The sequence below is a fragment of the Edaphobacter modestus genome (assembly GCF_004217555.1).
In the GTDB taxonomy this organism is placed as follows: Bacteria; Acidobacteriota; Terriglobia; order Terriglobales; family Acidobacteriaceae; genus Edaphobacter; species Edaphobacter modestus.
In genome coordinates this window covers 112,448-137,550 of record NZ_SHKW01000003.1, presented here as the reverse complement: position 1 = coordinate 137,550, position 25,103 = coordinate 112,448, and the positions used below count along the sequence as shown (strand labels likewise).

Annotated in this window: 19 protein-coding genes and 1 pseudogene; 9 read left to right on the top strand and 11 right to left on the bottom strand. The window is 54.6% G+C overall.

Annotation, left to right across the window (positions count from 1 at the left end; translation table 11 throughout):
• Positions 1-396: 396 nt before the first annotated feature.
• Entirely contained in the window at positions 397-1,314 is a 918-nt protein-coding gene (locus BDD14_RS28475; RefSeq protein WP_207231923.1) for an FUSC family protein, read from the bottom strand.
• Between the two features lie 886 nt (positions 1,315-2,200).
• On the opposite strand from BDD14_RS28475, the gene BDD14_RS28470 reads away from it, so the two are divergent.
• The 9 genes and pseudogenes from BDD14_RS28470 (at position 2,201) to BDD14_RS34855 (ending at position 9,588) form a co-directional block, all read left to right on the top strand.
• Entirely contained in the window at positions 2,201-3,214 is a 1,014-nt protein-coding gene (locus tag BDD14_RS28470; RefSeq protein WP_130424537.1) for an MBL fold metallo-hydrolase, read from the top strand.
• A 73-nt stretch (positions 3,215-3,287) separates the two neighbouring features.
• Positions 3,288-3,518 carry a hypothetical protein gene (locus BDD14_RS28465; protein ID WP_130424535.1) on the top strand — a complete coding sequence of 77 codons (231 nt, stop codon included), beginning with the start codon at positions 3,288-3,290 and terminating at the stop codon, positions 3,516-3,518.
• A gap of 74 nt (positions 3,519-3,592) precedes the next feature.
• Positions 3,593-4,210, top strand: a complete 618-nt coding sequence (locus BDD14_RS28460; RefSeq protein WP_130424533.1) for a cupin domain-containing protein — start codon at positions 3,593-3,595, stop codon at positions 4,208-4,210.
• 47 nt (positions 4,211-4,257) lie between these two features.
• Complete coding sequence (gene aldA, locus BDD14_RS28455) at positions 4,258-5,682, top strand: aldehyde dehydrogenase (RefSeq protein WP_130424531.1); 1,425 nt, start codon at positions 4,258-4,260, stop codon at positions 5,680-5,682.
• A gap of 50 nt (positions 5,683-5,732) precedes the next feature.
• Positions 5,733-8,300, top strand: a complete 2,568-nt coding sequence (locus tag BDD14_RS28450; protein ID WP_341273338.1) for a molybdopterin-dependent oxidoreductase — start codon at positions 5,733-5,735, stop codon at positions 8,298-8,300.
• Positions 8,301-8,308: 8 nt separating this feature from the next.
• Positions 8,309-8,743: a molybdopterin dinucleotide binding domain-containing protein gene (locus BDD14_RS34045; protein ID WP_341273337.1), complete on the top strand. Its 435-nt coding sequence runs from the start codon at positions 8,309-8,311 to the stop codon at positions 8,741-8,743.
• A gap of 18 nt (positions 8,744-8,761) precedes the next feature.
• Complete coding sequence (locus tag BDD14_RS28445; protein WP_130424529.1) at positions 8,762-9,283, top strand: helical membrane plugin domain-containing protein; 522 nt, start codon at positions 8,762-8,764, stop codon at positions 9,281-9,283.
• Between the two features lie 42 nt (positions 9,284-9,325).
• A pseudogene (locus tag BDD14_RS34860) lies at positions 9,326-9,430 on the top strand (hypothetical protein); the annotation flags it as partial.
• A gap of 77 nt (positions 9,431-9,507) precedes the next feature.
• Positions 9,508-9,588, top strand: a complete 81-nt coding sequence (locus tag BDD14_RS34855; RefSeq protein ID WP_423201822.1) for a hypothetical protein — start codon at positions 9,508-9,510, stop codon at positions 9,586-9,588.
• Positions 9,589-10,252: 664 nt separating this feature from the next.
• Here the strand turns inward: BDD14_RS34855 and BDD14_RS28430 are convergent.
• The 10 genes from BDD14_RS28430 to BDD14_RS28385 all read right to left on the bottom strand — a co-directional run bounded on the left by BDD14_RS28430 (position 10,253) and on the right by BDD14_RS28385 (position 25,103).
• A complete protein-coding gene (locus BDD14_RS28430; protein WP_130424525.1) occupies positions 10,253-11,716 on the bottom strand; it encodes an efflux transporter outer membrane subunit in 1,464 nt (487 codons plus the stop codon).
• A complete protein-coding gene (locus BDD14_RS28425) occupies positions 11,713-12,960 on the bottom strand; it encodes an efflux RND transporter periplasmic adaptor subunit (protein ID WP_130424523.1) in 1,248 nt (415 codons plus the stop codon). The genes BDD14_RS28430 and BDD14_RS28425 overlap by 4 nt, the downstream gene beginning before the upstream one ends.
• 27 nt (positions 12,961-12,987) lie before the next feature.
• Positions 12,988-16,167: an efflux RND transporter permease subunit gene (locus BDD14_RS28420; protein WP_130424521.1), complete on the bottom strand. Its 3,180-nt coding sequence runs from the start codon at positions 16,165-16,167 to the stop codon at positions 12,988-12,990.
• Positions 16,168-16,246: 79 nt separating this feature from the next.
• A complete protein-coding gene (locus tag BDD14_RS34850) occupies positions 16,247-16,699 on the bottom strand; it encodes a response regulator (protein WP_130424519.1) in 453 nt (150 codons plus the stop codon).
• Between the two features lie 101 nt (positions 16,700-16,800).
• Positions 16,801-17,415: an RNA polymerase sigma factor gene (locus BDD14_RS34845; protein ID WP_130424517.1), complete on the bottom strand. Its 615-nt coding sequence runs from the start codon at positions 17,413-17,415 to the stop codon at positions 16,801-16,803.
• Between the two features lie 166 nt (positions 17,416-17,581).
• The gene (locus BDD14_RS28405; protein WP_130424515.1) at positions 17,582-18,202 is read right to left on the bottom strand and encodes a carboxymuconolactone decarboxylase family protein; all 621 of its coding nucleotides are present in this window, start codon (positions 18,200-18,202) and stop codon (positions 17,582-17,584) included.
• A 102-nt stretch (positions 18,203-18,304) separates the two neighbouring features.
• Positions 18,305-19,144, bottom strand: a complete 840-nt coding sequence (locus BDD14_RS28400) for an N-acyl homoserine lactonase family protein (protein WP_130424513.1) — start codon at positions 19,142-19,144, stop codon at positions 18,305-18,307.
• A gap of 1,185 nt (positions 19,145-20,329) precedes the next feature.
• Positions 20,330-21,979: an FAD-dependent oxidoreductase gene (locus BDD14_RS28395; protein WP_130424511.1), complete on the bottom strand. Its 1,650-nt coding sequence runs from the start codon at positions 21,977-21,979 to the stop codon at positions 20,330-20,332.
• 106 nt (positions 21,980-22,085) lie between these two features.
• The gene (locus BDD14_RS28390) at positions 22,086-23,738 is read right to left on the bottom strand and encodes a DHA2 family efflux MFS transporter permease subunit (RefSeq protein WP_130424509.1); all 1,653 of its coding nucleotides are present in this window, start codon (positions 23,736-23,738) and stop codon (positions 22,086-22,088) included.
• Between the two features lie 51 nt (positions 23,739-23,789).
• Positions 23,790-25,103 carry an HlyD family secretion protein gene (locus BDD14_RS28385; protein WP_130424507.1) on the bottom strand — a complete coding sequence of 438 codons (1,314 nt, stop codon included), beginning with the start codon at positions 25,101-25,103 and terminating at the stop codon, positions 23,790-23,792.

Here is a 25,103-nt window from a genome sequence, read left to right as displayed (position 1 = left end):
TGTGATCGAGGACTGACAATGGGCAGGCTGAGAAACATCGAAGAGTTGTTTGCAGGACGGCACTTTGACCGCGAGGTGATCCTTCTGTGCGTGCTTTGGTATTTGCGCACAAGCTCAGCTTCCGTGATCTTGGTGGAGATGATGGCCGAACGAGGACTCCAGCTTCAGGTCATGCGATGAATGGATGTTCGAAGTCAATTTCCGACGAGCCGGTGTTACGTCCAGTTGTAAGGAGTCGAAGTGCTCGATGAATGTTGTCGGCGATGAGTTTGTCATTGTGTGGGTGCTCCGTCTCAAAATGGTTTAATCTCAGAGTCTTTTTGGCACCTGCTCGGTGGCGGATTGGGGCGCAGCAGTTCGTCCGCTACAGGTGTTACTACGCAAACCTGTGTGGTGCTACACCTGGCCGTAGGATGAGGCGAAGCGCTTCCCGACGAACTCGCTTAGGATCACTGCGATGATGCCCAAGACACCACCGATAAGCACGTTTATTAACCGCTCTTCAGCTATTCCGCTTGCACCTCCGGTAAATGCCGCAGCGAGAATGATAAAAAAGCAGCGCGCGCCGAAACCTACGACGTAACGATTGAAGGCAACCAGGGTAAGTGTGGCGCCGAGCACGGCGAAAGAGTAGCCGGCACGGCTTGCTGGCAGACAGTGCCCCGTCAAAAGGCCGAGAGGTACACCGACAAAGGCACCCAAAGCTCTAAGCTTAAGTTTATGAGTCGAAGTTGCAAGATCCCCTACCACGACGCTGGCCGCCGACCAGATCATCCATTGGCCCTCAGCAAGATTGAATATTTCCACTGCCGTCGCTGCGGCTAATACGGCAATTGCCGTTGCAGAAGCCGATAGGAGCCAGCCGTTTGAAGGCTGTCCATAGGAGTGAGGAGACTGGGCAAGCAAGTTCCGGCGACCAAAGATCTGCACAGCGTAGACCAGGGCCAGTGCCACCGGCGCAAATGCCACGATGATGCTTGCGTCCCGAAAGTCCATCCCCGAGTTCCACTCTTCGTGCACCTTGCAAGCAAGATAGAGCGCTGGGAGGAACGTCCAGGTTCCGAGAGTGCGCAGTTCTGCCCCGTAGCGCGTAAGCGCGAACGCGAGAAAGGCTGCGGTGCCTGCTAGCAGCACAAAAAGCGGTTTGGTGGGTGCTGCCAGAACAAGCACAATAAACGTAAACAAGATGGCGACTAATTGCAGCGCGACCAGTCTATGAGGCAATTGAAGTTTCTGCGCAGATATGAGAAGGGAGACGGCAATGAGGCCAAGATCAAGTAAAGCAGGCTCATCAGAGAGAAAATAGACCGCCACCAAAGGGCCTGTTGCGATCAGTGCCCTCAGAAGGTCTCCAACCCTCACTTCTCGAGCAAAGACATCGCGGAACTTTACGGCAATTGACGCCGTCGCCTTCGCCGAGCTGTTGATGTCTACCGTCACAAACTTTGGAATTGCGTAGTAGAAGCCATTTTTCTTGACTTACCCAATAGCCCAAAAGCAATTCAGGTGCCATGGCGTAGCGCGGAGAAAGCTCACACGAGTTGCGTCAGTCTAAAGGGTTTGCAGAATGTGTGGGCGCGAGAGCTTTGGCTGTCTGTTGAATATTTGGCGCCAAGGCAGAATGTGGGTTTGACGCTTTGTAGCCGCAGCTTTGTCAAGAGATTGAAGAATGAGATCGCAGTGAAGAGTCTGAGGTGCGAGCAAAAGCAGCTCATTCTTGTATTGCACGTAGGCTGTTGCGCAATCGAGCGAAGCTGAGGTCTTGTATTACGCAGTCAACAACTCAGTGTGGTCGAGTCCCTCTACCGGAATTGTCGCCCTGTACTCCCGAATGGGTCGAACAAGTCGCCGTCCTAGTCACAGAGGGGTGCAATCATGCCGATTGTTGATCGAGTCGTTCCAAGCTGCGCCGGCGATCTGGAACGCGGTACTTGCTGCATAGAGCTCAGGCGAATCGCTCGATCGCTTCCATCTCACCCGCTCTCGCTATTTGCACCAGAGCCCGGAAAATGATGAGCCGATAAGCCCGTTCATCTTCAGACCCGTAGTTTGGCTTGGCGCCAGATATTCAACAGACAATCAGGCAGTTTAACAGTCATCATTTTACAAACCCTTTCCTTTACACAGCTTAGGTCGCCTCTTTGGGAGCATGCGTCGTGGTACGCGGCGTGCTTTTGTTTCGTGAAGAGCCGGTGAGGGAGTGAACGAACCGATCTCGCTCAAGGACCCCAGAAAACTCCGGCCGCTTGCGGCACAAGAAAAGGAACATCATATGACTGAAGCGAAAAAGTACATTGCTCCATCGCTGTTGCAACCCGACAATTCGGACCTCGTGGTGGCTGCCGCCACCTCCGGCTTTACCATCAACGGCGTGCGGATCGACCGGATCATCGAATGTACGGTCCCGCTCGAACCGATCAAGATTTTTTTACCTAGCCTCACCGCCGAAACGCTCGCCAGCAACCGCCATTGGATGCAGCCATGGGCGCTCGACCCACAGGATCAGATTATCGTCGGCATCCAGTCTTATGTCGTGCGCACCGCCCATCACACCATCCTGGTCGATACGTGCGTCGGCAATGACAAGTCTCGGCCCGGCCGGGGGTTCATGGACCGGCGAACGGACGCCGCCTGGACCAGCGGCCTTGCAGCCCTCGGCCTTTCCTTCGAGGACATCGACATCGTGATGTGCACGCATCTGCACGTCGACCATGTTGGTTGGAACACACGCCTCGAGAACGGACGCTGGGAGCCCAGCTTTCCCAACGCGAGATATCTCTTCTCGGAGAAGGAACTCGCCTATTGGACCGCACAGAACGAGATCGAGCCGGTCCGACACCTCGTCGACTCGGTTCTGCCCGTTATTGCGGCCGGGCGTCACCAGCTGGTCAGCAGCAGCTTCGAGCTTGACGACCAGGTGAGGCTGCTGCCAACACCCGGGCATACCCCAGACCATTTCGCGGTGGTGGTCGGTAAGGGCCACGACGACGTCGTCTTCACCGGCGACCTCATGCACTCACCGCTCCAGCTCCTGGATCCCGACTTGTTCACGCGGGTGGACACCGATAAGGCATTGGCCTGCACCAGTCGCCGTGCGTTCCTCGAGCGCTACTGCGGGTCCGACACGATCTGCTGCACGGCGCATTTTCCGGAGCTCATGGGCGTCCGCATCAACCGTTGGGGTGCCGGATTTCGGGGTGACGCGATTGAGTGATTGGTGGCTTAGCCGTTCGTACGCTCTTGGCTGTCCCTGAGCCATCCGTTTGTCTTGGAGCCAGAGGTTTGGCGTGCAATCAGGCAGTTCGACATTGATCATCGAGCACTGCGCAGAACTTGATCGTATGTCGAATGAGGGACTGGGGTATTTCGACCCTCGTCCATGCCATGAAGACCGTCCACAATATCCGAAGGCCTGGGACCCGAAGGCGGCCATTGCCGTCTGGGGCCGCTTTCCACCTCCCGAGCTGTTCAATACGGGCGTAAGCACCGTGGCCCACCGGATGACACGCAACGAATAAACGGTGGAAGTGCATGGTGCGTTACAGGGCTCATCCAACGGGTTCTGACCTCACAAACAGGAGCGATTTGAATCATGACTACGCGAAACACTAAGCACATCGGCATTGTGCTTCCCAATGGGTGCAAGGCGGTTCACGGGACCTCGGCACATATCAAGGAGCCGTTTGCCTTCACGTCTCTCTCTATGCACGAGCTGGATACGGGAGACAGCCACTGTTACCGCGGACAGTTTGGATTCATTCCTTTCCGTGACGACTCTCGGCTCCCGCGCCACATTCACATCGAGGAGCGTTACGAGCAGGATTTGGAACTGGTCGCTGAACGGATTCTGGTACTTAACGGCGTCGCCCTTACTGAACTGGCCGGTGAAATTTATGTCGTGGCGCCCGGGACGATGGTGGAGATCGAGCCAGGCATTCCCCACACCTGGACTGCGTGTCCCCCGGGTGTCGTCTTACCGGACGGAATCATTTCCGAAGGCCAGTTCCTCATGGTCTATGAATACTCAGAACAGACCGGCTTCTATCCCACCAGGAGTACAAAACCAATTTCGAGCACTGGGGAATACGAGAGATACAACGGTGATCTCGAAGCGATTCGGTTTCCCAGACTGAACGCTAACGAGGTCATCGCAACAGGGACTCTCATCTGGAATAACCAAACCACAAAGGATCTGCGCCTCGCCAACTGAGGTGCGCCGAGCCAGCCCAGCTCACTCAGAAGTAAGGAGATTCTGCAATGATCGAAAATCTGATCGATGGTCGGTTTCAAGCAGTTCATGCCGCCAGTATTCCGGTATTAAATCCGTCAACGGGCGAGAAGATCGCCGATTGTTTTGAGACGCCGGCCGCAGAGGTAGAGAGAGCGATCATTTCAGCCAGAAGCGCGCAGCCAGCCTGGGCACGGCGCCCCGCAATTGAACGAGCTCGCATCTTGCATCGGATCGCGGATGGGATAGGCCAGAGGCGTGAGCATATTGCCAGGACCATCTCTGCGGAGCAAGGCAAGCTATTGAGCCTTGCGGAGATTGAAGTCGACTTCACCGCAGATTATGTGGACTATATGGCGGAATGGGCAAGGCGGATCGAAGGAGAGATCATACCCAGCGACAGGCCGGATGAAACCATCTATCTTCATCGGAAGCCATTCGGAGTGGTGGGGGGCATACTTCCCTGGAACTTTCCCTTTTTCCTCTTTGCCCGAAAGATGGCTCCGGCTCTTATCACAGGAAACACCATCGTCATTAAACCGAGCGAAGAAACCCCGCTGAATGCCTATCTTTTTTCGCACATCTTAGTTGAGTGTGAACTTCCCGCCGGCGTTGTGAACGTGGTGTATGGGACTGGCAGTGGAGTTGGCAGCCAGATGTCCAATCATCCCGGGATCGACCTCATTACCTTTACCGGAAGCACGCGGGCCGGATCCCTCATCATGGCTGCGGCAGCAAAAAATGTGACGAAAGTAAACCTCGAACTCGGGGGCAAGGCTACAGCCATCGTCATGGCCGATTGTGACCTGGATCTCGCCGTTCGGGCTATTACAGCCTCGCGCCTTACGAATAACGGCCAGGTGTACAACTGTGCTGAACGTATCTATGTGCAGGCGCCGATTGCCGCTGAGTTTACCAGGCGATTGTCGGCCGCCTTCGCGGCTGTGAGTTATGGAGATCCGCTCGGAGACACGCAGCCTGGCATGGGGCCCTTGATCAATGAAGCAGCGGTGAAGCGCATCCAGAGCATGGTTGATCGCGCCATCACGGAAGGCTCTGAGGTGACTGCAGGTGGACACGCGGATACGAAGACCGGCGGTTGCTTTTTCCGGCCCACGGTTCTCGCGAATTGCGACCAGAGCTCGGAGATCATGCACGCCGAGATCTTCGGCCCCGTCGCGCCGATCTCCGTGGTTGCCGATCTTAACGAGGCGATAATCAAAGCGAATGACTGCGAGTACGGCCTCACGTCTTCCATTTACACGAAGGATTTCAGGACCGCCATGCGCGCTGTCAATGAATTGCAATTCGGAGAAACCTACATCAATCGCGAAAACTTCGAGGCGCTCCAGGGTTACCACGCTGGGTGGCGAAGGTCAGGGATCGGCGGTGCCGATGGAAAACATGGAGTCTACGACTTCACCCAAACTCGCGTCGTCTACCTGCAACCCTAAACGGAATTAAATCACCGTCCCTCCAACCGATATGAAACGAAAGGAAGCTTATGACAAATCCCGGCAGCGCGCTAAGCGTGAAGGCCCCGGCCGACACGGCTAAGACAGGATCGGAAATGTTCATCGATGGAAAGGCTGTCGCCGTCACAGAGGGGGAACTGCTCCTCGAAGCAATTTTGCGCGAAAAGCAAATCCCGCATGTCTGCTATCACTCTCCGCTGATGGGGCCAATCCGGAGTTGCGATACATGCCTCGTTGAAGTGAACGGGAAATTGGAACGCGCGTGCGGAACGGAAGTATCTCCCGGCTTGCAGGTCGTGACCAGTTCAGATCGTGCGACAAGCGCGCGATCTGAAGCGTTCGACGTCATCCTCACGAACCATATGCTCTATTGCACGGTCTGCGATAACAACAATGAAAACTGTACGGTTCACAACACGGCACTATCGCTGGATGTCACGCATCAGCGGTGGCCCTACAAGGAGAAGCCATATGAGGTCGACTACTCAAATCCCTTCTACCGTTACGACCCGAACCAGTGCATCCTCTGCGGACGTTGCGTGCAGGCTTGTCAGACCGTGGAAGTAAATGAAACGCTCTCCATCGGTTGGGAGCTGGATCACCCGCGGGTTCTCTGGGACGGCGCAATGAAGATCGGGGGGTCAAGCTGTGTGTCCTGCGGCCATTGCGTAACCGTCTGCCCATGCAATGCATTGATGGAACGGTCGATGTTGGGCGAAGCCGGATTTATGACGCGCCTCCCTAAGGCCGCATTGGACAAGATGATCGATGTGGTCAAGGACATCGAACCCGAGATGGGCTACACGATGATCATGCAGGTTTCCCAGACCGAAGCGAAGATGCGCGAAGAAAGGGTCAAACAGACGAAGACAGTCTGCACTTTTTGCGGCGTTGGCTGCAGTTATGACGTGTGGACCAAAGAAAGAAAGATTCTGAAGATTGAGCCACTACACGGCGATGCGAACCAGATTTCAACATGCGTAAAGGGCAAGTTTGGATGGGAGTTTGTCAATCACAAGGATCGCCTCCAGACACCTCTCATCCGCGAGGGCACGACATTCCGGGAGGCGACATGGAACGAAGCGCTGGACTTGGTTTGCAATAAGCTGGGTTCGATCAAGAAAGATCATGGCCCTGATTCAATCGGTATCGTCGTCTCTTCAAAGACGACAAATGAGGATGGCTACCTCATGCAGAAATTCGCGCGGTCCGTCATTGGAACCAACAACGTCGACAACTGTTCCCGCTACTGTCAATCCCCTGCAACCGAGGGACTGTTTCGCACGGTAGGGCTTGCCGGCGATGCCGGCTCGATCACGGACATCGGCGGCTCCGCCCTCGTTCTAATCATCGGGAGTAATACGGCCGAAAGCCATCCTGTCGTTGCGACGCGTATCAAGCGCGCCCATAAACTCCATGGCCAGAGACTGATTGTCGCCGACATCCGCGCTCATGAGATGGCTGAACGTGCAGATATCTTCTTTCGCCCCAAGCCGGGCACAGACCTTGTCTGGCTATCGGCTATGAGCCGCTATATGCTCGACCACGGATATGCCCGTCAGGAGTTCCTCGATCAATGGGTGAACGGGCTGGACAACTATCGTAAGAGCCTTGAACCCTTCACGATGGAGTATGCCGCCCAAGTCTGCAACCTGCCCATCGAGACGCTCATCAGGGTCGCCGAGGAGATTGGCAAGGCGGAAAGCATGTGCGTCTTGTGGGCGATGGGAATTACGCAGCACTCGATGGGATCTGACTCGTCCACTGCGATCTCCAATCTCCTGCTGCTCACCGGAAATTATATGCGCCCCAATTGTGGAGCCTATCCACTGCGCGGACACAACAACGTACAGGGTGCGAGTGACATCGGCGCCATGCCGAATAACTTTCCTGGCTACCAGCACGTTACCGACGACGCCATCCGGAAGAAGTTCGAGGAGCACTGGGGCGCTCCCCTCTCCGGAGTACGCGGCTTGGATAACCACCAGATGATCGACGCTATCTATGACAGAAAGCTTCGTGCCATGTATCTTGCCGGGGAAGACATGATCTCTGCCGATGCGAACGCCAGCCACGTTGCTGGCGGATTCGAAAAGCTGGACTTTTTTGTAGTTCAGGACATCTTCTTTTCTGAAACCTGCCGTTATGCCGATGTGGTTCTGCCGGGAGCTCCTGCACTTGAAAAGGACGGAACGTTCACGAACACCGAGCGGAGAATCCAGCGGCTCTATCAGGCAATCCCCGAACTCGGGGACAGCAAGGCTGATTGGAAGATCACGCAGATGATCGCTCAGCGCATGGGAGCGAAATGGAACTATCAGCATCCGTCCGAGATTATGGCCGAGATGGCGGCGCTAACGCCTCTCTACGCGGGTGTGCGCTATGACAGGCTCGAGGGCTACAACACTCTTCAATGGCCGTGCACGAGGATGGTACAGATCAACCAACGCTCTATCTCAACGGGTTCGAGTTTCCAGACAAAAAAGCTCGCCTGTATCCCCTCGTCTTCCGCGAACCAACCGGTCAACCGGATGCCGAATTTGATCTGGATCTCAATAATGGACGGGTGCTGGAGCACTTTCATGAGGGAAATCTGACGCACAGGGTGGCGGGTATTCACGCCGAGAATCCAGAACGATACATCGAGATTTCAACTGACCTGGCAAAGGAGCGGCACATTGATTCTGGCCAATGGGTCAGGGTTGTCAGCCGACACGGTGCGATCAAGATCAAAGTGCTTGTCACTGATCGTGTCTTTGGAAAGCAGGTTTATCTTCCGCTTACCTCCCAGGAGGGCCCGGTCAATATCCTGACAGGCACAGTCGTCGATCCGGATACGAATACGCCGGCCTATAAGGAAACTGCAGTCAAGATTGAAGTTCTTCCGGAGAAGGGTACCAACCCACTCCAGCCTTTGAACTTCCGCTACTCGGGCCGACCCACGCCCCAGACCGGAGTTGAAGTCGAGAGGAAGTGGAAACGCAAGGACTATCGGATGCCAGGAACTCCAGCGCTCGTTCAGATTGAAACCAGTAAATAGAGAAGGAGAGGTAACACTATGGCCATGCCGGTAGATTTTCGTGAGTTTACGCCCAAGGACGCACGCAACGATCTCTTGAGAAGACTTGAGCAGGCTCCCCAGGAGCATGTGGAAGCTCTGCTATCCACCTATGAACTGCTCCAGAGGATGCATGATAAGGGCCTCATCGATCTCGCCAATGGACTTCTGAGTGCGAGTGACACAGTGGTAGAGCGTTGCGCGGACATGGCGCTCTCGCGAGAGGGCGTCAACGGAATTCGAGTGACATTTATGCTCATCAACCTGTTGAGTGCACTTGATGTTGACCGGATGCACGCTCTCCTCTCCGGTAGCGACAGCCAGCCGCCGTCCATGTTGAAACTGGGACGCGACGCCATGAGTTCAGATGCCCGCCGCGGGATGGCTGCAGCAGTCGGTCTGCTGAACATTTTTGGGAGTGCCCTGCGCAAGCAGACAGGAGAATCGCGGCCTGCGGCCACACCTCACGCTTCTTTTTGGAAGTCTCTGACCAGCCGGTTCTATGACGATCCCGCTCGCTAACAAAGGAGAGCGATAAGCGACTTACTGGCGGCCCGATCTCAAATGGGAATGTCACTGGCATTTCACATCATCTCTGCGGTGGTTGGTGTGGCCCTTCCGCTAATGATGACGATTGCGGAATTCCTGTGGCACAAAACCGGTGATGCGGCCTATCTGGTCCTGGCAAAACGCTGGGCAAAAGGTACAGACATTTTGTTCGCTGTGGGGGGGCGGTCTCAGGAACGGTGCTCTCATTTGAATTGGGTCTTCTCTGGCCGAAGTTCATGGTTTTCGCCGGTTCCGTAATAGGCATGCCCATTGACTAGCTCAAATCCACGAGGGGTGTTCATCCAGGCGTTGGCGATGGTCACGAATACTGCCGAGGCGAGCCCGCTCATTGAAACGATCACACCGGCGGTCAAGTGGGCCAACTGTGAAACGAGTGTGCCACTCGACAACAATTACGACAACTCGCAGAAGTTGACGTAATGCAGCACACCTGTTCGATCTCTCGTGAAACCGAGTTAGAGTGTGTTAGTCGATGCGCAGTTTGTACTTGCGAGCTAGTCGTTGGACCGTGTGCTCCGTGAGTTCCTGATCGCGTCGACACCACTCGGCAGGTGACACATGCATGTGATCGCGGAAGAAACGATTGAAGTCGCGCACCTCGGTATACCCGAGAATCTTCGCGATGTTCCCGATCTATTTCTCCGGGAAATATCCCAGCACACCAGTCCGGTCACAGACGGTGTGAGATGGAGGGGTTCTGCACATCTCTGCCTATAGCGGCTAGCAATAGTAGCGATCGGCGGCAATCATGGCCGTAGCCACCATGATGATTGCAAGGTGTACACCTGTTAGCGAGCCCCGCTGGATATTGGGCATGTGCGGGTTTACACTCCCCAGTTCAATTGACATACTATTGTTCCTCAGTTTTGAAAGATCGCGATACTAACACCGGTGCCTTCTCCCACGATGAGCGGAGCTCTTTTAGACCTTCGGCAGCTTGTTGACGTTCCAGTCCCCCCCGAGAGCCTTGATCAGCAGCACACTGGCGTCGAGTTGTCTGCGCCGGATGTCGATGTCATTCCGTTCGTTGCTAAGGGCAGTCGTCTGTGACGTCACGACCTGAAGATAGGTATCTACGCCCCCAGCGTAGCGGTTCATAAATAAATGAAGGGTTTCTTCGGCCGCAGCGGTCGCGTCGCGCTGCTGTTGCGACTCTCCTGCGAGAATGCGCAGGACGGCGAGATTATCCTCCACTTGCTGAAAAGCTGTAAGGGTTGTCTGACGGTAATTCGCAACGTTCCCATCATAGGCGGCGACGGCTGACTCTTTGGTCGCGCGCCGTCGGCCAGCATCAAAGAGAGTTTCAGAAAAGCTCGGACCGACTGCCCAGAAGCGGCTGGGCCAGTTGAACCAGTTGAGTGCCGAGGTTCCCTCGAATCCTGCCAGGGCACTTAGGTTCAACGCGGGATAGTAAGCAGCCTGAGCAATACCGATTTGCTCATTGGCTGCAGCCATTCGCCGCTCGCTGGCTGCTATGTCCGGTCGGCGCTCCAGCAACTGGGACGGCACTACTTGTGGAATCGCAGGAATCGCTGGCGTTTGGAGATCAATAGGGCTGGGAGCCAGGCTGAATTCTGCAGGTGGCTTGCCGATCAGGATCGCGATCGCATGCTCATACTGAGCGCGTTCGACTGTGAGATCTGTATCAAGAACCTGGGCATCCTTCAATTGCGTGCGCGCCTGCGCCACATCCGATTTGGGTGCAGCCCCGCCTTCGAACCTGTTGTCGGTAAGCCCCAACGCTTTGCTATAGGCCTCTACCGTATCATCGAGCAGTTTTTTTTCTGCGTCGGCACTGCGTAGCTCGAAATAGTCGCATGCAAGCTCTGCCTGCAGGCTCAAGTGCGTTGCGGCCATATCTGCCGCGCTTGCCTGAGCCTGTTCCCTCGCTGCGGTGACGCTGCGCCGGATACGGCCCCAAAGATCAATCTCCCATGACAAATCGACCGGAAGAGCAAAATCGCCCTCTCCGTTGTTAGCTAGACCCGCTGGAAAGTAGGGCTGGTTCGCAGAGTCACGCACCGTGGAAATGCTCGGTGCGACTCCGATGGTCGGTACTTCGGCTGCACGATTGAAGCGAATGGCAGTGCGCGCCTCGCGGTAGTTCGCTTCCGCAATCTTCAGTGTCTGATTCGCCGAATCGATCTGCGCTTCCAACGCATTTAACTGAGGATCGCCGTAAATCTCCCACCAGTTTCCTCGAGGTGTTTGATCGCCCGGCTGAGCAAGCTTCCAACCGTCATTCGCCTGAGACAAATTGGGTGCTTGTTCTTTGAAGGATGTCGCCATTGGCGTTGACGGTTTCACATAGTTAGGCCCGACCATACAGCCAGTGAAAAGGATAGTAGCGAGCGACAACAGAGACGGAATCAGCCTTGTTTTCATTTCGAACCTCCTGCTTGTGGGGCATCGATTCGAACCGGGGTTCCGGTGGTGATCGAATCCGAGGGATTGACGATGACCTGATCCGCTGGCTTGAGTCCATCGACCACCTCGACAGTCGAGCCGTAGTCACGTCCAATCTTTATCGGCACGAGTTCAGCATGATCACCGCGAACAACTCCAACGCGAAGTCCTTCCGACCGGAATAGCAGAGTGTTTGCAGGGACGATCAGTGAGGACGTTGCTTTCTTTGAATTGTCGGGCAGCTTGAGATGCACGAAAACATAGGCGCCTGGCTTGATGCGACCACCGCGATTGTCGATATCGATTTCGACGTTCAACGTTCTCGAGTTGAGATCGATGGCGTCGGAGTTGCGCACAATCGTGCCCTCAAATTTCTCTCCCGGAAATTCATCCAGCGTCAGCGGCGCTTTGGCGCCATTCTGCGCCGCCGCGGAGTCAATTTCCGGTACAGAGACAAAGATGCGCAGGCGATTCACAGCCGCCATATGGAACAGTTCCTGAGGCACCGTCGCCATCCCCTGCGCACCGCCAGACCCCGCGTTAATGAGTGCGCCGATGTCCGTATTTCTCGCCGTGATCACGCCTGAAAAAGGAGCGTACACCTTCTCATAGGACTGCAATTGTTCCAAACGTTGAACGTCGGCAATCATCGACTCCACAGTCGCTTGTCTCGCGCTTAGATCCTGGACGGCCTTGTCGGTCTCCTGTTTGGAGACGCTATCTGTCTTCAGCAAGTTCTGCCAGCGTGTCGCCGTGATCTCAGCGAGTTTCTCGTTTGCCTGCGCGCTTTTCAAATTTGCCTGTGCCTGGCCCAATTGCTGATCCAGCTCAGGAGTTTCGATCACGGCGAGCAACTTCCCCTTCTCCACATGCGTGCCGATGTCGAAGTACCACTGTTTGAGATAGCCACTGGTACGAGCAAAGATTGGGGTATCGATGAACGCTTGCGTGGTGCCCGGTAGAACAAGCTCCTGGAGCGCAGTTCCAGAATTGGGCTCGACCACGTTTACAGCCGCAATGGCAGCGTGTTCCGTTGCAGCTCCAAGATTGCTTGCTGCCATTGCACGCTGGTGAATGCCTGAGTAGATAACTACGCCAAGCAACAGGGCTGCAACGCCCAATCCGACAAACAGAGAGCGGGATAGCGGTTGTCTCTCGTTCGGGGGGCGTTGGCCGGAATTGTTTTGCGAAGCTTGATTCAAATCGCTTTCAGCGTTGCTCATTACTTGCCTCCTTGGCTGTGACCACGACTACGCGTGAATTGGTGCATCTTCTGCTGTCCCGGCTAGTTGCGAATCTGCATGTCGAGACCGGCCGTGCAGGAGAGCAAAAACTGAAGGTACAAAAACCAGAGTGGCGACAGTTGCGCAAAGGAGTCCTCCGATCACAGCTCTTCCCAGAGGTGCATTCTGTTCGCCGCCGTCGCCCAGACCCAGTGCCATCGGAATCATGCCGATGATCATCGCCAGCGCAGTCATGATGACTGGGCGAAAACGGGTAGTACCGGCTTCAAGCGCAGCGATCACAGCATCGCCGTGATGGAGCAGCCGTTCTTTGGCAAAGGAAACAACCAGGATGCTGTTAGCCGTTGCTACACCCATACACATAATGGCTCCCATCAATGCGGGGACGCTCAGAGTCGTATGCGTAATGAAAAGAAACAAGATGATTCCGGCAAGGGCGGCAGGCAACGCGGTGATGATGACGAATGGGTCGAGCCACGATTGGAAATTTACGACGATCAGCAAATACACAAGGACGATCGCAAAACCCAGACCGCCAATCAGTCCTACATAGGAGGTCCGCATCGTACCGTATTGACCGCGAAGGGTAACGAAGCTGCCGCGCGGAAGTAGCTTGCGGTTAGCGTCGACGATGCTGCTCACCTCACGTCCCACGGCGCCCAAATCCCTGCCCTGAACCGACGCGTAGATGTCAACGACACGCCGGATGTTGTAGTGGTTGATAGAGACCGGCTCACTGGTCCGCTGGATCGACGCGACGTTAGCAAGAATCCCAGGCTGCCTTTGATTGGCGCCGGTCAACGGAATATTCTGCAGATCCTGGCCAGACTGAATGTCGTATTGAGGCGTTTGGGTCACAAGGTTGTATTGCACACCGTTCTTCGGGTTGAGATAGAACATAGGCGTCACCTGGAAACTCCCACTCAATGAGACCAGCGCGCTATCGGCAACGTCCTGCTCTGTATATCCGGCTTCCAGTGCCTTCGTGCGGTCGACAGCAATGTGAAGTTTTGGATAATCACCCTGTTGTTGAATGCGCAGGTCGGCGATGCCGCGGACATGGCTGAGCTCTTTGAGCATCTTGTCGGCAACCTTGGCATTTGCAGTGGTGTCCGCACCGTCAATTTGGATATCGATCGGCGCCGGCAACCCGAAGTTTAAAGTCTGGGTGACAATGTCGGCGGGGAGGAAGTAGAAGGTTGCCCCAGGATATTCCTGTGGCAGTTTGTCACGAAGAGTGCGGACATAATCGGCGGTAGCGTGGTGCTTCTCTTTGAGTGAAACCAGGACGTCTGCATCCGCTGCTCCGGTCAGCCCTGAGCGGCTATAGATGTAGTTGATATTGCTGTAGGGGAGACCAATCGTATCGAGGACATTGTCCATTTCGGAGGATGGAATCGTTTGGCGAATGCTGCCCTCAACCAGATCCACCAAGCGCGCGGTTTCCTCAATACGGGTTCCTGTCTTCGCGCGCACATGCAAAATAAACTGGCCGCTGTCGGTATCCGGGAAAAAATCCTGGCCAAGAAACGGAACGAGAGCGAACGCAATGACGCAGACGACCAGGAAGCATGGAACGAAGGCGAGCCGAATCGAAACAAGCTGTGCCAGCAGAGACGAGTAGGTGGAACGGATCTTCTCGAATAGACGCTCGAAACCCCGCTGGAAACGGGCAAACACGCTCTGCGACAGGGGCTTTCCGTCCTTGTGGGCTTTCAGCAGGTACATCGCGAGCGTGGGCACCAGCGTGCGGGACAAAATATAGGAAGCGATCATGGCGAAGATGACCGCTTCGGCGAGTGGGGCAAAGAGGTATCCCGCGACACCGCTCAGAAAGAACATCGGCAAAAAGACGATACAGATGCACATCGTCGAAACAAGAGCAGGAGTGGCGATCTGCGATGCGCCTTCCAGGATGCCTTCGTGCAGTTCAGCGCCCTCTTCCAGGTGCCGTTCGATGTTTTCGATGGTTACCGTTGCATCGTCGACGAGAATGCCAACAGCTAGAGCCAGTCCGCCCAGCGTCATAGTGTTGATGGTTTGGTGCAGAAAGCCCAATACGATAACCGAGGTCAGAATCGATAACGGGATGGAGATAGCGATGATCACGGTGCTGCGCCAGCTGCCGAGGAAGATGAGAATCATCAGACCGGTGAGCGCCGCGGCGATAACAGCCTCACGAACCACCCCATTGATTGATCCGCGCACGAAGATGGATTGATCGGCAAGGGGCTGAATCCTGAGTGCGGGAGGCAGGGTCTGAGCGACTCTTGGAAGGAGCTGCCGCACACCTTTGACGACGTCGATGGTGGATGCGTCCCCTGCCTTGAGAACGGTGATCAGGGCGCCGCGTTTGCTATCTTGCCGAACGATATTCGTCTGCGGCGCAAAGCCATCGCTTGCCGTGGCTACATCGCGAAGATAGATGATGGTATTGCCCACCCTCTTGATCGGAAGTTCGTTGAATTCCGACACATTCTTCAGGTCTGCGTTGACGTCGACGTCATACTCGAACTGACCTATCTTGGCTGTGCCGCCCGGCAAAATGAGCTGCTCATGGCCAAGCGCCGTCAGCACGTCGTTTGGCGAAAGCCCCTTGGCCTGCATCAGTTGCGGATTGAGATTCACCATCACCTGACGCGTCTTGCCTCCGTAAGGAAGCGGAACCGCAGCGCCAGGAATAGTGACCAGTTGCGTACGCAGAAAGTTCTGCGCAAGGTCGTTCAACTGAGGCTCCGTTAGACCATTCCCGGAGAGACTGAGCTGAAGAATGGGGACGGTGGAAGCGTTGTAGTTGACGATCAAGGGAGGGAGCGACCCGGCAGGCAATTGTTTAAGAATCGTCTGAGAGGCGGCCGTAATCTCCGCATTCGCACGGTCAATACTGGCATTCGGCTGAAGATAGACCTTTACGATCGCAGTGCCGTTCACGGTCGTGGACTCGATGTGCTCAATGTTATCGACCAGCGTCGTAAGAACACGCTCATAGACAGTGGTAACCCGCCCCTCCATCTCCTCAGGGTTGAGACCGGTATACGTCCAGGCGACGGCGACAACAGGGATATTGATACTGGGAAAGATGTCCGTCGGCGTGCGCAAGATCACTACCGGACTCAAGATCAGGATCAACAGAGCTAAAACAATGAACGTATACGGACGATCTAATGCAATGCGAACAATCCACATGGAAATTTTCCTCGTAGGCCGCGTGCGCCAATCAATTGACTACTCGGGGCAGGGTCAGAATTCGGGTAGAGTACAACCGCTAGAGCTGATGCCGTCCATACAGAGGATGTGCATCTCTGCCCATTACCCGGCACTCTGCTGGGTCCGGGATCGGAGTCAGATAGGAACGTATGGTATTCAGCAAAATATGTATCGGTTCTCCTTTGTCGAGGCAGCTTGAGAACATAGCGCGTATGTCGTTCGGTAACTCCCGACTCATACCGCTGAGCAACACGATCGGGAAAGAGGCGTGTGCAGCGCGTAGACGCAGTAAGAGCTGAAATCCGTTAAGACCGGGCATGTCAAAATCTAGTATTGCCAAGTGGAACTGTGACACGTCATACTCCAGAGCCATCAACGGACAGCTAACGGCGGTCACAAAGTATCCCTCGTCTTCGAGCAGAGCGGTGCGCACTCCAAGGCCAATGTGCTCATCGTCGACACAGAGAATGCAGTATTTTGGGAGCGGCTGAGGCAGCTGATTTGAACTCATCTGTGTTCCCTAGTTCTCTTGTAAGTCCGCTTTGGGTATTGCGACGCCAACAGTAGCCGTAAGGCAACCGGCGTCCTCGAGTCAATTTCACAACGCAAACACTAATTTTCGCCAAGATGTCTCCGAAGCTTCGATCTGGCCCTCAAGAGACGCGATTTCACGGCTGATTCGGAGATGCCCAATATCTTCGCGATCTCCGATACTGAGGCGTCTTCTCGATACCGAATCTGCACTACAGCCCGAAGAGTAGGGGATAGATATCGAATGGCATGGTCGAGTTTATTTTCCAAAGCGTTTTGAATGTAGGACTCTTCTGGGTTATAGGAGGTATCCATAGGTTCAGGCAACTTGAAATCATCCACGTCAGAACCGCTTTCAAAGCTGTACACAGGTGGAGATCGTTTCTTCTTCCGCGATAACATCAACGCGGAATTAATTGCGATTCGAGTCAGCCACGAAGAGAAGGCGCTCCTTCCTTCAAATCCTCCAATGTGAATGTATGCCTTCAGCAACGCCTCCTGTAAGGTGTCTTCAGCATCCGCAACGTCGCGTGTAATCCGTAGAACCGTTCGAAGAATCTGTTTTGAATGCCGGCGGCACAACTCTGCGTATGCCTGATGATCTCCGTCTTTGGCAGCGGCAACCAAATACAAGTCGCTGATGCCAGTTGTGATTTCGATAGGCGACTCTTTTGCAGCGTAAGTCCGTATGTGCATAGTTTTGGCTCCGGTACGCTACGCTTCAGCCCGAAGCCCAGCTCATCTCCATCCCACGACACTGTCCAACAAGCTGCCACAGGTGGGCCAAAGTTAACTGCCACACTGAACCGGAAAACTTGCCAAACGCAGTTTTCCGGTTCAGTGTGGTTGCTCCCATGATGGTTTATCCCTTCTTTGTGATATCTGCCTGCTGATCAGGCGCCGGCGTCTCAAACGTATTGAGCAGGGCCGAGGTTAGAAGGTAATGACCAATCAAAAATGTCATGTTGACCAGTTCGGTCTTTCCGAAGGCGGCCTCGGCTCGGCTGTAAAGGTCCTCGCTCACGCGGTGTTCCGTGATGAGCTGCCGTGTAAAGTCGTATGCGAGCGTCTCGTCAACGCTTAGTGCCTCTGGTGGCTGCCCGGTGGCTAAAGCTCGGATGGTCTGTTCCGAAAGGCCAGCTTTGCGAGCTAGCGCTGAGTGGGCATAGAGTTCGTACTTAGCATTCCAGAATGCACCACAAGTGAGGGTGACGACTTCGCGCACTCGCGCAGTCAGCGTACTGAACTGCGTCTCGGCCTCCATGAACTCAAGGAACGCCGTACTCACTTGTGGCGAGTAGAGGAAAGTATTGAAAGGCCCTACCAAACGCCCGTCATCAATCTTGATAGCAAACTTCGCCTTCTGGGACCACGGGACGAACTTTTGATCGATAAAATCATACAAGCTCCTTTGTTCCGTTTCTAAGTTCTTGGGCTCGAGGACAGCCAGCCGTCCGCCTACCAGTTCTGATGTTTCGCTCATTGTCGTGTTCTCCTTTTAATAGTTCTGCGAGTGGCGCATGTTGCGCGTTTGAGTTTGATCATTGGTGTTGTACCGTTCAGACCCTGACGAGTTCAGGACGATCTACAAGAATGTGCGCCGGTTCATTAGTCGCGTGGCTCCGTCTGGATCATGCGACGGAAGAACAATCGTTGGTTGCGAAGATGCAAATTTCTTCAACGCCTGCAAAGTTCTCAAAGAGAGTGCAGGGTCGGCGGTAATCCCGTCAACGAGTTCGTTTCTTATGTTGTCTTCTTTGTAGGTGGCATCTGCGGCAATCAGATAAGTCATATCGTCACCTCTAACGATGACTGATACGTGGCCAGGGATATGGCCCGGTGTTGGTACGAGAAAGACCCGCTTATCGCTTGTGAGGGGAAAGCTGCTCGTGAAGGGACCCACTGCGGGGCCTTTCACATCAAAAAGCTCAGGCTTTAGCCACACCGGCCAGCGTTGAGGCAGGCATGCAGCTAGTTTGCCTTTAAACCCATCGGCAAAACGCCAATTCTCGCGTGGCACCATAATCCGGTTATGCGGGAAGTGGTGCAAGCCGCCAGCGTGATCATGGTGCATGTGTGTCAAGACCACCGCTTTTAGGTCCTTCTTACTGTCGATTCCGAGGCGGTCGAGTTGCACTCCAATCTCCTCGTCAGGAGCTACATTGACGGAGACCTCATAGCGAAAGAAGGGATGCCATCGTGGCAAGTAGCCTGGTGTTGAGTTTTGTGCTGTGTCACCGGTATCAATCAGGAATAAGCCTTCGGGATGTTCAATCAGAAAAGCGGTGATCGGCAGCGGGGGAAGCCACACGGGATCTTTGAAGATATCGATTTTCCGACCCAGGGCGGATCGACCAGGCTTGCCAGTGACCTGAGCAGACTTGATTTGGACAGTGCCGGTTTGAATTACAGTGACTTTGATCATCTTGCGCCTCCTCCCGGCATCGGTTGCATGGTCTGGCCGCTTGCCTGACCGGTCACGATGCGTCTTACTTTCGTAGCCATAACGTTCTCCTTTTTCTTCTTCAATTCCCCCCAGTGGTGGGGTCATCTGATCGACTGGGAAGCTCGGTGTAACGACCGAACGGACCAAAATCTGAGGTTTCCGACATTTCTTTCTCCTTTCGCAATTGGGCAATAAGCTCTTCGATCATGCTCACGTGCGCTTGCCGAAGATGTCCGCTTATCTGAAGGAGAACTCAATGATCACGCTCGGCAAGTCGTACCACTCTGCATGTCATTCCCTCGCCTTCGCTCTTTACAAGAGCACGTCGTGCACCACAACGCACGCACCCCAAGGATTGCTTATATTGCATAAAACAAGTGGCTTGTAAGATAGCGACTGTCGAACTGCCTGGTTGCGCGCCAAACCTCTGGCGCCAAGACAAAGAGCAACTAACACCAAGTTCTGAGCGGATAACTCGGAGTTCAATGTTCATAAGATTTAGGAAGCTGGGCAATGTGCCCTAGTTTGGTAAGGCCGGAACGCGGAGATTCTACTTTTTCCGTTGGAGCAGCTTCCGGTTCTACGCACCTACCCAGAGTTTGAGGACATACCGAAGATTGCCCAATCTCGGTGTACAGTCTGAACTAAATTGCTTCCGTAAACGTAGTAGCTCTCCAGGACCGAGCGCGCAACGAGCCACGCGATCTATACGATCTCTGGCTCCTCACCTCTCACGCAGGTGTCGAAATCGGTCACCTCATCGGAGCCATTACGGAAAAATCCGCTTTCGGAATAAAGATATTACTGGCATCGAAGCCCGCATCCTCGCAAAAGAAGCTCGCCTAAAGACGCTGTGGGGCAGTCGCCTTGGACATCAGATGGAGGCATTGCCCGAATACGATGAGGCCTTCGCACCCTGCGGCGTGAGCTTCGTCAAGCAGGCTTTCCTGAGTAAACCACCCTCAACAGTCCGCTTTGAGTAAAGCAGACTGTTGAGGTGTTGCGAGTCACTTCAGTCATCATCATTGCTCGAAGCTTTCATAACCAGATCCGGCAATGTGCGGTCCTGAGTTTGGAAGCAGGTTCTCCAGGAAGAGGCTGATGCGGCCTACGACACGGACGGCACGGTATTAGCACCCAGGAAATCTAAATACACCTATAACGCTACGCCCCAAGAGTACCCAAATGGCGATGAATAGCCGCGACCACAACAGACCCTTCGCCAACAGCAGACGCCACGCGCTTGACCGAACCGGACCGGACGTCCCCAACCGCAAAGATGCCGCGCACCGACGTCTCAAATAACCCTCGCACCTCAGATCCGAAAGATGTTCGCACGAAACCATTCGCATCGAGATCCACACAATCCCTCAGCCAAGTCGTACATGGGTCTGCCCCGATCATCACGAACAGATGTTCTGCTTCGAAGCGAGTCTTTTCGCCAGTAACCACTGACTTCCAGGTTACGTGACTCAGATGATTAGCCCCTTCCAGGCTCACCACCTCGGAACAGGTATGCAATGTGATCGACTTCGAGGCATGAATACGCTGCACTAAATAGTCTGACATGGTGCTGGAGAGGTGCGGCCCGCGGATCAGCATATGGACATGGCTCCCCTTTGCGGAGAGGAACATCGCCGCCTGTCCCGCGGAGTTTCCTCCCCCGACCATCACCACCGGAAGACCTAAGCAGGGATGAACATCGATTGGGGTTACCGAATAGTGAACGCCAGCTCCTTCGAAGCGTTCCAGGCTTGCAACATTCAGCTTGCGATACCTCGCGCCCGTCGCGATCACCACAGATCTTGCTGCAACGGTACTATCATCATCCAGGCTTACTAGAAACGGTTCCTCAGAACAGTCGATACTTGTCGCCGTTCTACAAATAGCGACCGTTGCTCCAAACTTCTCAGCCTGTACCTGGGCTTGTTTCGCGAGCTCAGCGCCCGAAATACCATTGGAGAATCCGAGGTAGTTCTCGATTCTCGAACTCGTTCCGGCTTGGCCTCCGGCCGCATAGTTATCCAGCACGAGCGTGCGAAGACCTTCCGACGCGGCGTATACAGCAGTGGCGAGACCTGCCGGTCCCGCTCCTACGACGAGAACATCCCACGTAATTCCCTCACGCACATCCTCCAATATGCCAAGCTTGCTTGCAAGAGCACGTAGTTCGGGACGCTTCAACATCCACTTTCCGGAGATTACCGCAGGAAGATCAGCATCCTGCAAACCTCTCTCCTGCGCAATTGCTTGAGCTTCGGAAGAGCGCTTCGTATCGAGCGACCGAAACGGATATGAATTGGCCTCGAGAAAACGCGCGAGCTTCTCCGCATCGCTGCTATTTCCATCAGCAATCAGCACAAGACCACCGGCTCCGATCTGCACGAGCCATTGCCGTCGTTGTCCAATGGTTCTGACGACAAGTTCGCCGATATCAGGCTCTGCAATGAGGAACTCCCGGAAACGCTCTCTGGGGATTCGCAGCACGCTGCTCCCCTCCAACGCCCGAGCTGCGACCAGCGTCTCCCTTTGATTCAACAGATTGAGCTCTCCACCGAACTCACCAGGCTCGAGCGAGAAGAAATGCTCTTCACCGTCGATCGCATCCGACCAGAATGCCTGTACTGTCCCTTCCAGCACGATGTAAAAATCGACCGCACGTTCCCCCTGGCGGTATAACCGCGTAATGGTGCAATGGTTTCGCTGAATCCCATATCGCGCGGCCCTCGCCAGTTGGTCCGGGGACATCTTCACGTAAGCGCCGGACGGAACAGAGAGCGTCTGCATGCCAGCCAACCCTTCGAACGTCGCCATCGCAATTCTCCTTGCATCACAAAGGTGTTAGAACGATATGTATGCCAATGCCTGCCCAATGCCGGCATCAATTCCCCAAATGAAGCGCTTGGGTGTGCATTTCCCTTCAAGTCCGCGGCGTTTCCTTCTCGATCCGACTCGGAAGAAGTTGTTCGGCTTGCTTCGGAGCGGCGACAAATGGCGGCAGTAGAGGAATAAAACAAAATGCGAGACCTCCGATCATTGCCATAAAGAGGAAGCAATCGGCGTAGCTCAGACTTGCAACCTGTTGCGCCCCGCCTCGTGCAAGTAAACCGACGGACATTAACCTGGTTCCGGTGGGGCTTGCGCCGCTGTTTGTGTAGAGGAAATTGGACATTGAACTCAACGCAGTTGAGGTTGTTTCGTTTGCCGCGTTCAGGTGTTCGTATAGACGGGAGGAGTGGAGCGTCTCACGCCGCTCCAGAAGGATGGTTAGGAATGCGACTCCGAGCGATGCTCCAAGCTGCCGAAAAGTCAAATAAATCTGCAAACCATCGAGCTGTCTGCCCGGATCCAATTTCCCAACTGCACCTTGACCAATTGCAGGTAGCACCGTCGTGAGACACCCTGCATAAAGGGCCAACGGCAGCAGGAAGTATGCGTCCGGTGTTGAGGTAGTGATGCAGCGGTAGAAAAGGAGCATCGCGACTATCAACAAGCAGAAGGCCAGGGCTGTCGTTTTTCTTGGGCCAATCTTCGATAGAACCTTCGACATGATTGGACGCAGTACTGCGTAGGCCAATGTGTAGAAGGCAATCAGGCAGCCCGTCTGTGTTGCGCTGTGAGTTTGGGTATCGACGAGACGCAGAAACTGAGGAAGTACGAACAAGCTACCGGAGAGGATCATCCCCGCGAAGATGCCGATAAACACCGCTGCCAGCGTGTAACGATTGGAAAGGAGCGACATGTCCATCAATGGAAAATGATTGCCCGGACGGCGCTCCCAGTACACGAAAGCTATGATGGCCGTAACGCTGATCAAAGCAAGCAGGCGGATATGGGGCGACCCGAACCAATCATCAACGTGCCCGCGGCTCAGGATAACCTGCAAGGAGAGAAACCCAATGGCTGCAAGGATCAGTCCTGGGTAGTCTGTGTGCCGCAATCGCAGTGAACCCGCTTTCGGCAACACAGGAAAATTGATCTTCAGAAGCCGAATGGCTGCAAAGGCCAGAATCATGTTTGGCACGCAGATCAATCGCCAGTTGAGGTGATCGGTAAGAAAGCCGCTGAGAATGAGGCCCGCCATGTTCGCAAAATACAGCCTCACCGTAGTCGTCATCATGGACGAACCCCATTTCTCTTTCGGTATGATCATGTAGATTCCAGCGAGCCACCACACTGTGAGACCAGCTCCAGCCAGTCCTTGGATAGCACGGAAAATAAGCATGGTCCCTAGCGTAGGCGACAAATCGGCACCCACGGACATCATGGCAAACAGAGCCGTATTCCACATCAGAAAACGTTTGTAGCCGAAATGGCCGGCCAACCAGAAGGACAATGGAACGCCAAGAAAAAGAAAAGAACTGTAGACCGTCAGTATCCAGCTTGCTTCGTCGAAGGAGACGCCCAGCGATCCAGTGATATCGGGAAGAACCATATTCATGCTCTCGAAGGTATAAAACTCCATCGCCGTTGCAAGAGCAAGACCGAGAAGGAGATATTTGCTCTGGTTGGGCGACAGTTCTGTGGGCGAGCTGGCTGGAGGTGGCTGTGGATGAATTATCTGTTCCTGCATCAAATTCCTCTTCTTATTCGGCGACAAGACGCATGGCTGCGTCGAGCGAGCTTAAAACATCCACCAACTGGTTTTAACTTTGACCTCGACGTTCATCCCAGGACGGAGCACGTCACCGTCGTTAGAAGCCTGATGGACGAGAATTTTTACAGGAATACGCTGCACTACTTTTACAAAGTTGCCCGTGGCGTTTTCCGGAGGAAGCAGGGCTTGCCTTGAACCGGTTGAGCTGGCAATCGAGTCCACTACGCCGTAGAAGGTTTTGTGCCCGTAGGTGTCGACGTCAATCTTGACCTTTTCTCCGGGACGAACGTGCGCCATCTGCGTCTCTTTCAGATTCGCCGTTATCCAAATCTCATCGAGTGGCACGAGATCGAACATTGCCTGTCCAACGGCAAACTGCTGACCTTGTTCGACAGTGCGCTTCGTTACAGTCGCGTACATGGGAGCGCGTAGTTGGGTATAGCTGAGGTTCAACAGCGCCTGGTTCAAGGTCGCCTTCGCTTGCTCCACATCTGCAAGCGCGGACTGGTAATCGGCTTTTCTTACTCCGGACTCCAACTGCTGTGCCTTGCTCTGTCGCACCTCGGCCTCGCCCTGGGCTATTCGTGCATGCGCTGTATCCTGGGCGGCCTTAGCTGCCTCGGCCTCGCGTTTCGTAGCGTCTAGCTTCTGCTGCGCCGCCAGCCATTCGTTACGTGCCACCTCATCGGTCGCCAGATAAGCATCGAATTGCTGCCGGGAGATTTCGGATAGTTCAGCGAGTGTCCGCGTTCTCTTCACGTCGGAGTCAGCCTTATCCAACTCGGCCTTTCTTGCAGCGATGTTGGCCTCAGCAAACTTGAGCTCAGAGGTCGAGAGACGTTGATAAGTCGCCTCTGCGCTAGCAAGCTCCGAACGTTCCGCTTCGACTTGCGCTGACGCTGCAACCGTCGCACTGCTAGTCGTTCCTATCGTGAACGGAACCGTGATTTTGAGGGCTGCAGCTCGGGCCTCCGCAACTTGTAAAGCCGCGCGGGCCTCATCAACTTTCGCCTGATAGTCGGCAGGATCAAGCTGGATCATCAGGTCGCCCTGTTTCACGCGTGTGTTGTCGTCGATCAACATCTTCTGGACATAGCCGGGCACACGGGGGGAGATAACAATCGAGTGGCCATCGACCTGCGCATCATCCGTGCCGGGATTCAGGTCCTCGGTGAAAACCCAAAAAAGACCGACGGCGAGGACAATGACCGCGAGAAGGACGTAAAGCTTATTCCTGGCGGCCCACGCTGCCGCATTACGAGCACGAACTACCAGGGTTGATTGCTCACTCGATGCCGGTGACGCTACTGGGGAACCGGATTGCGTGTTGGTCTCAATCAT

Coding starts and splice junctions, on each gene's coding strand:
- BDD14_RS28460 (WP_130424533.1), top strand. CDS start 3,593: ATGACTACGCGAAACACTAAGCACATCGGCATTGTGCTTCCCAATGGG.
- aldA (WP_130424531.1), top strand. CDS start 4,258: ATGATCGAAAATCTGATCGATGGTCGGTTTCAAGCAGTTCATGCCGCC.
- BDD14_RS28450 (WP_341273338.1), top strand. CDS start 5,733: ATGACAAATCCCGGCAGCGCGCTAAGCGTGAAGGCCCCGGCCGACACG.
- BDD14_RS28445 (WP_130424529.1), top strand. CDS start 8,762: ATGGCCATGCCGGTAGATTTTCGTGAGTTTACGCCCAAGGACGCACGC.
- BDD14_RS28430 (WP_130424525.1), bottom strand. CDS start 11,716: ATGAAAACAAGGCTGATTCCGTCTCTGTTGTCGCTCGCTACTATCCTT.
- BDD14_RS28425 (WP_130424523.1), bottom strand. CDS start 12,960: ATGAGCAACGCTGAAAGCGATTTGAATCAAGCTTCGCAAAACAATTCC.
- BDD14_RS28420 (WP_130424521.1), bottom strand. CDS start 16,167: ATGTGGATTGTTCGCATTGCATTAGATCGTCCGTATACGTTCATTGTT.
- BDD14_RS34850 (WP_130424519.1), bottom strand. CDS start 16,699: ATGAGTTCAAATCAGCTGCCTCAGCCGCTCCCAAAATACTGCATTCTC.
- BDD14_RS34845 (WP_130424517.1), bottom strand. CDS start 17,415: ATGCACATACGGACTTACGCTGCAAAAGAGTCGCCTATCGAAATCACA.
- BDD14_RS28405 (WP_130424515.1), bottom strand. CDS start 18,202: ATGAGCGAAACATCAGAACTGGTAGGCGGACGGCTGGCTGTCCTCGAG.
- BDD14_RS28400 (WP_130424513.1), bottom strand. CDS start 19,144: ATGATCAAAGTCACTGTAATTCAAACCGGCACTGTCCAAATCAAGTCT.
- BDD14_RS28395 (WP_130424511.1), bottom strand. CDS start 21,979: ATGGCGACGTTCGAAGGGTTGGCTGGCATGCAGACGCTCTCTGTTCCG.
- BDD14_RS28390 (WP_130424509.1), bottom strand. CDS start 23,738: ATGCAGGAACAGATAATTCATCCACAGCCACCTCCAGCCAGCTCGCCC.
- BDD14_RS28385 (WP_130424507.1), bottom strand. CDS start 25,103: ATGATTGAGACCAACACGCAATCCGGTTCCCCAGTAGCGTCACCGGCA.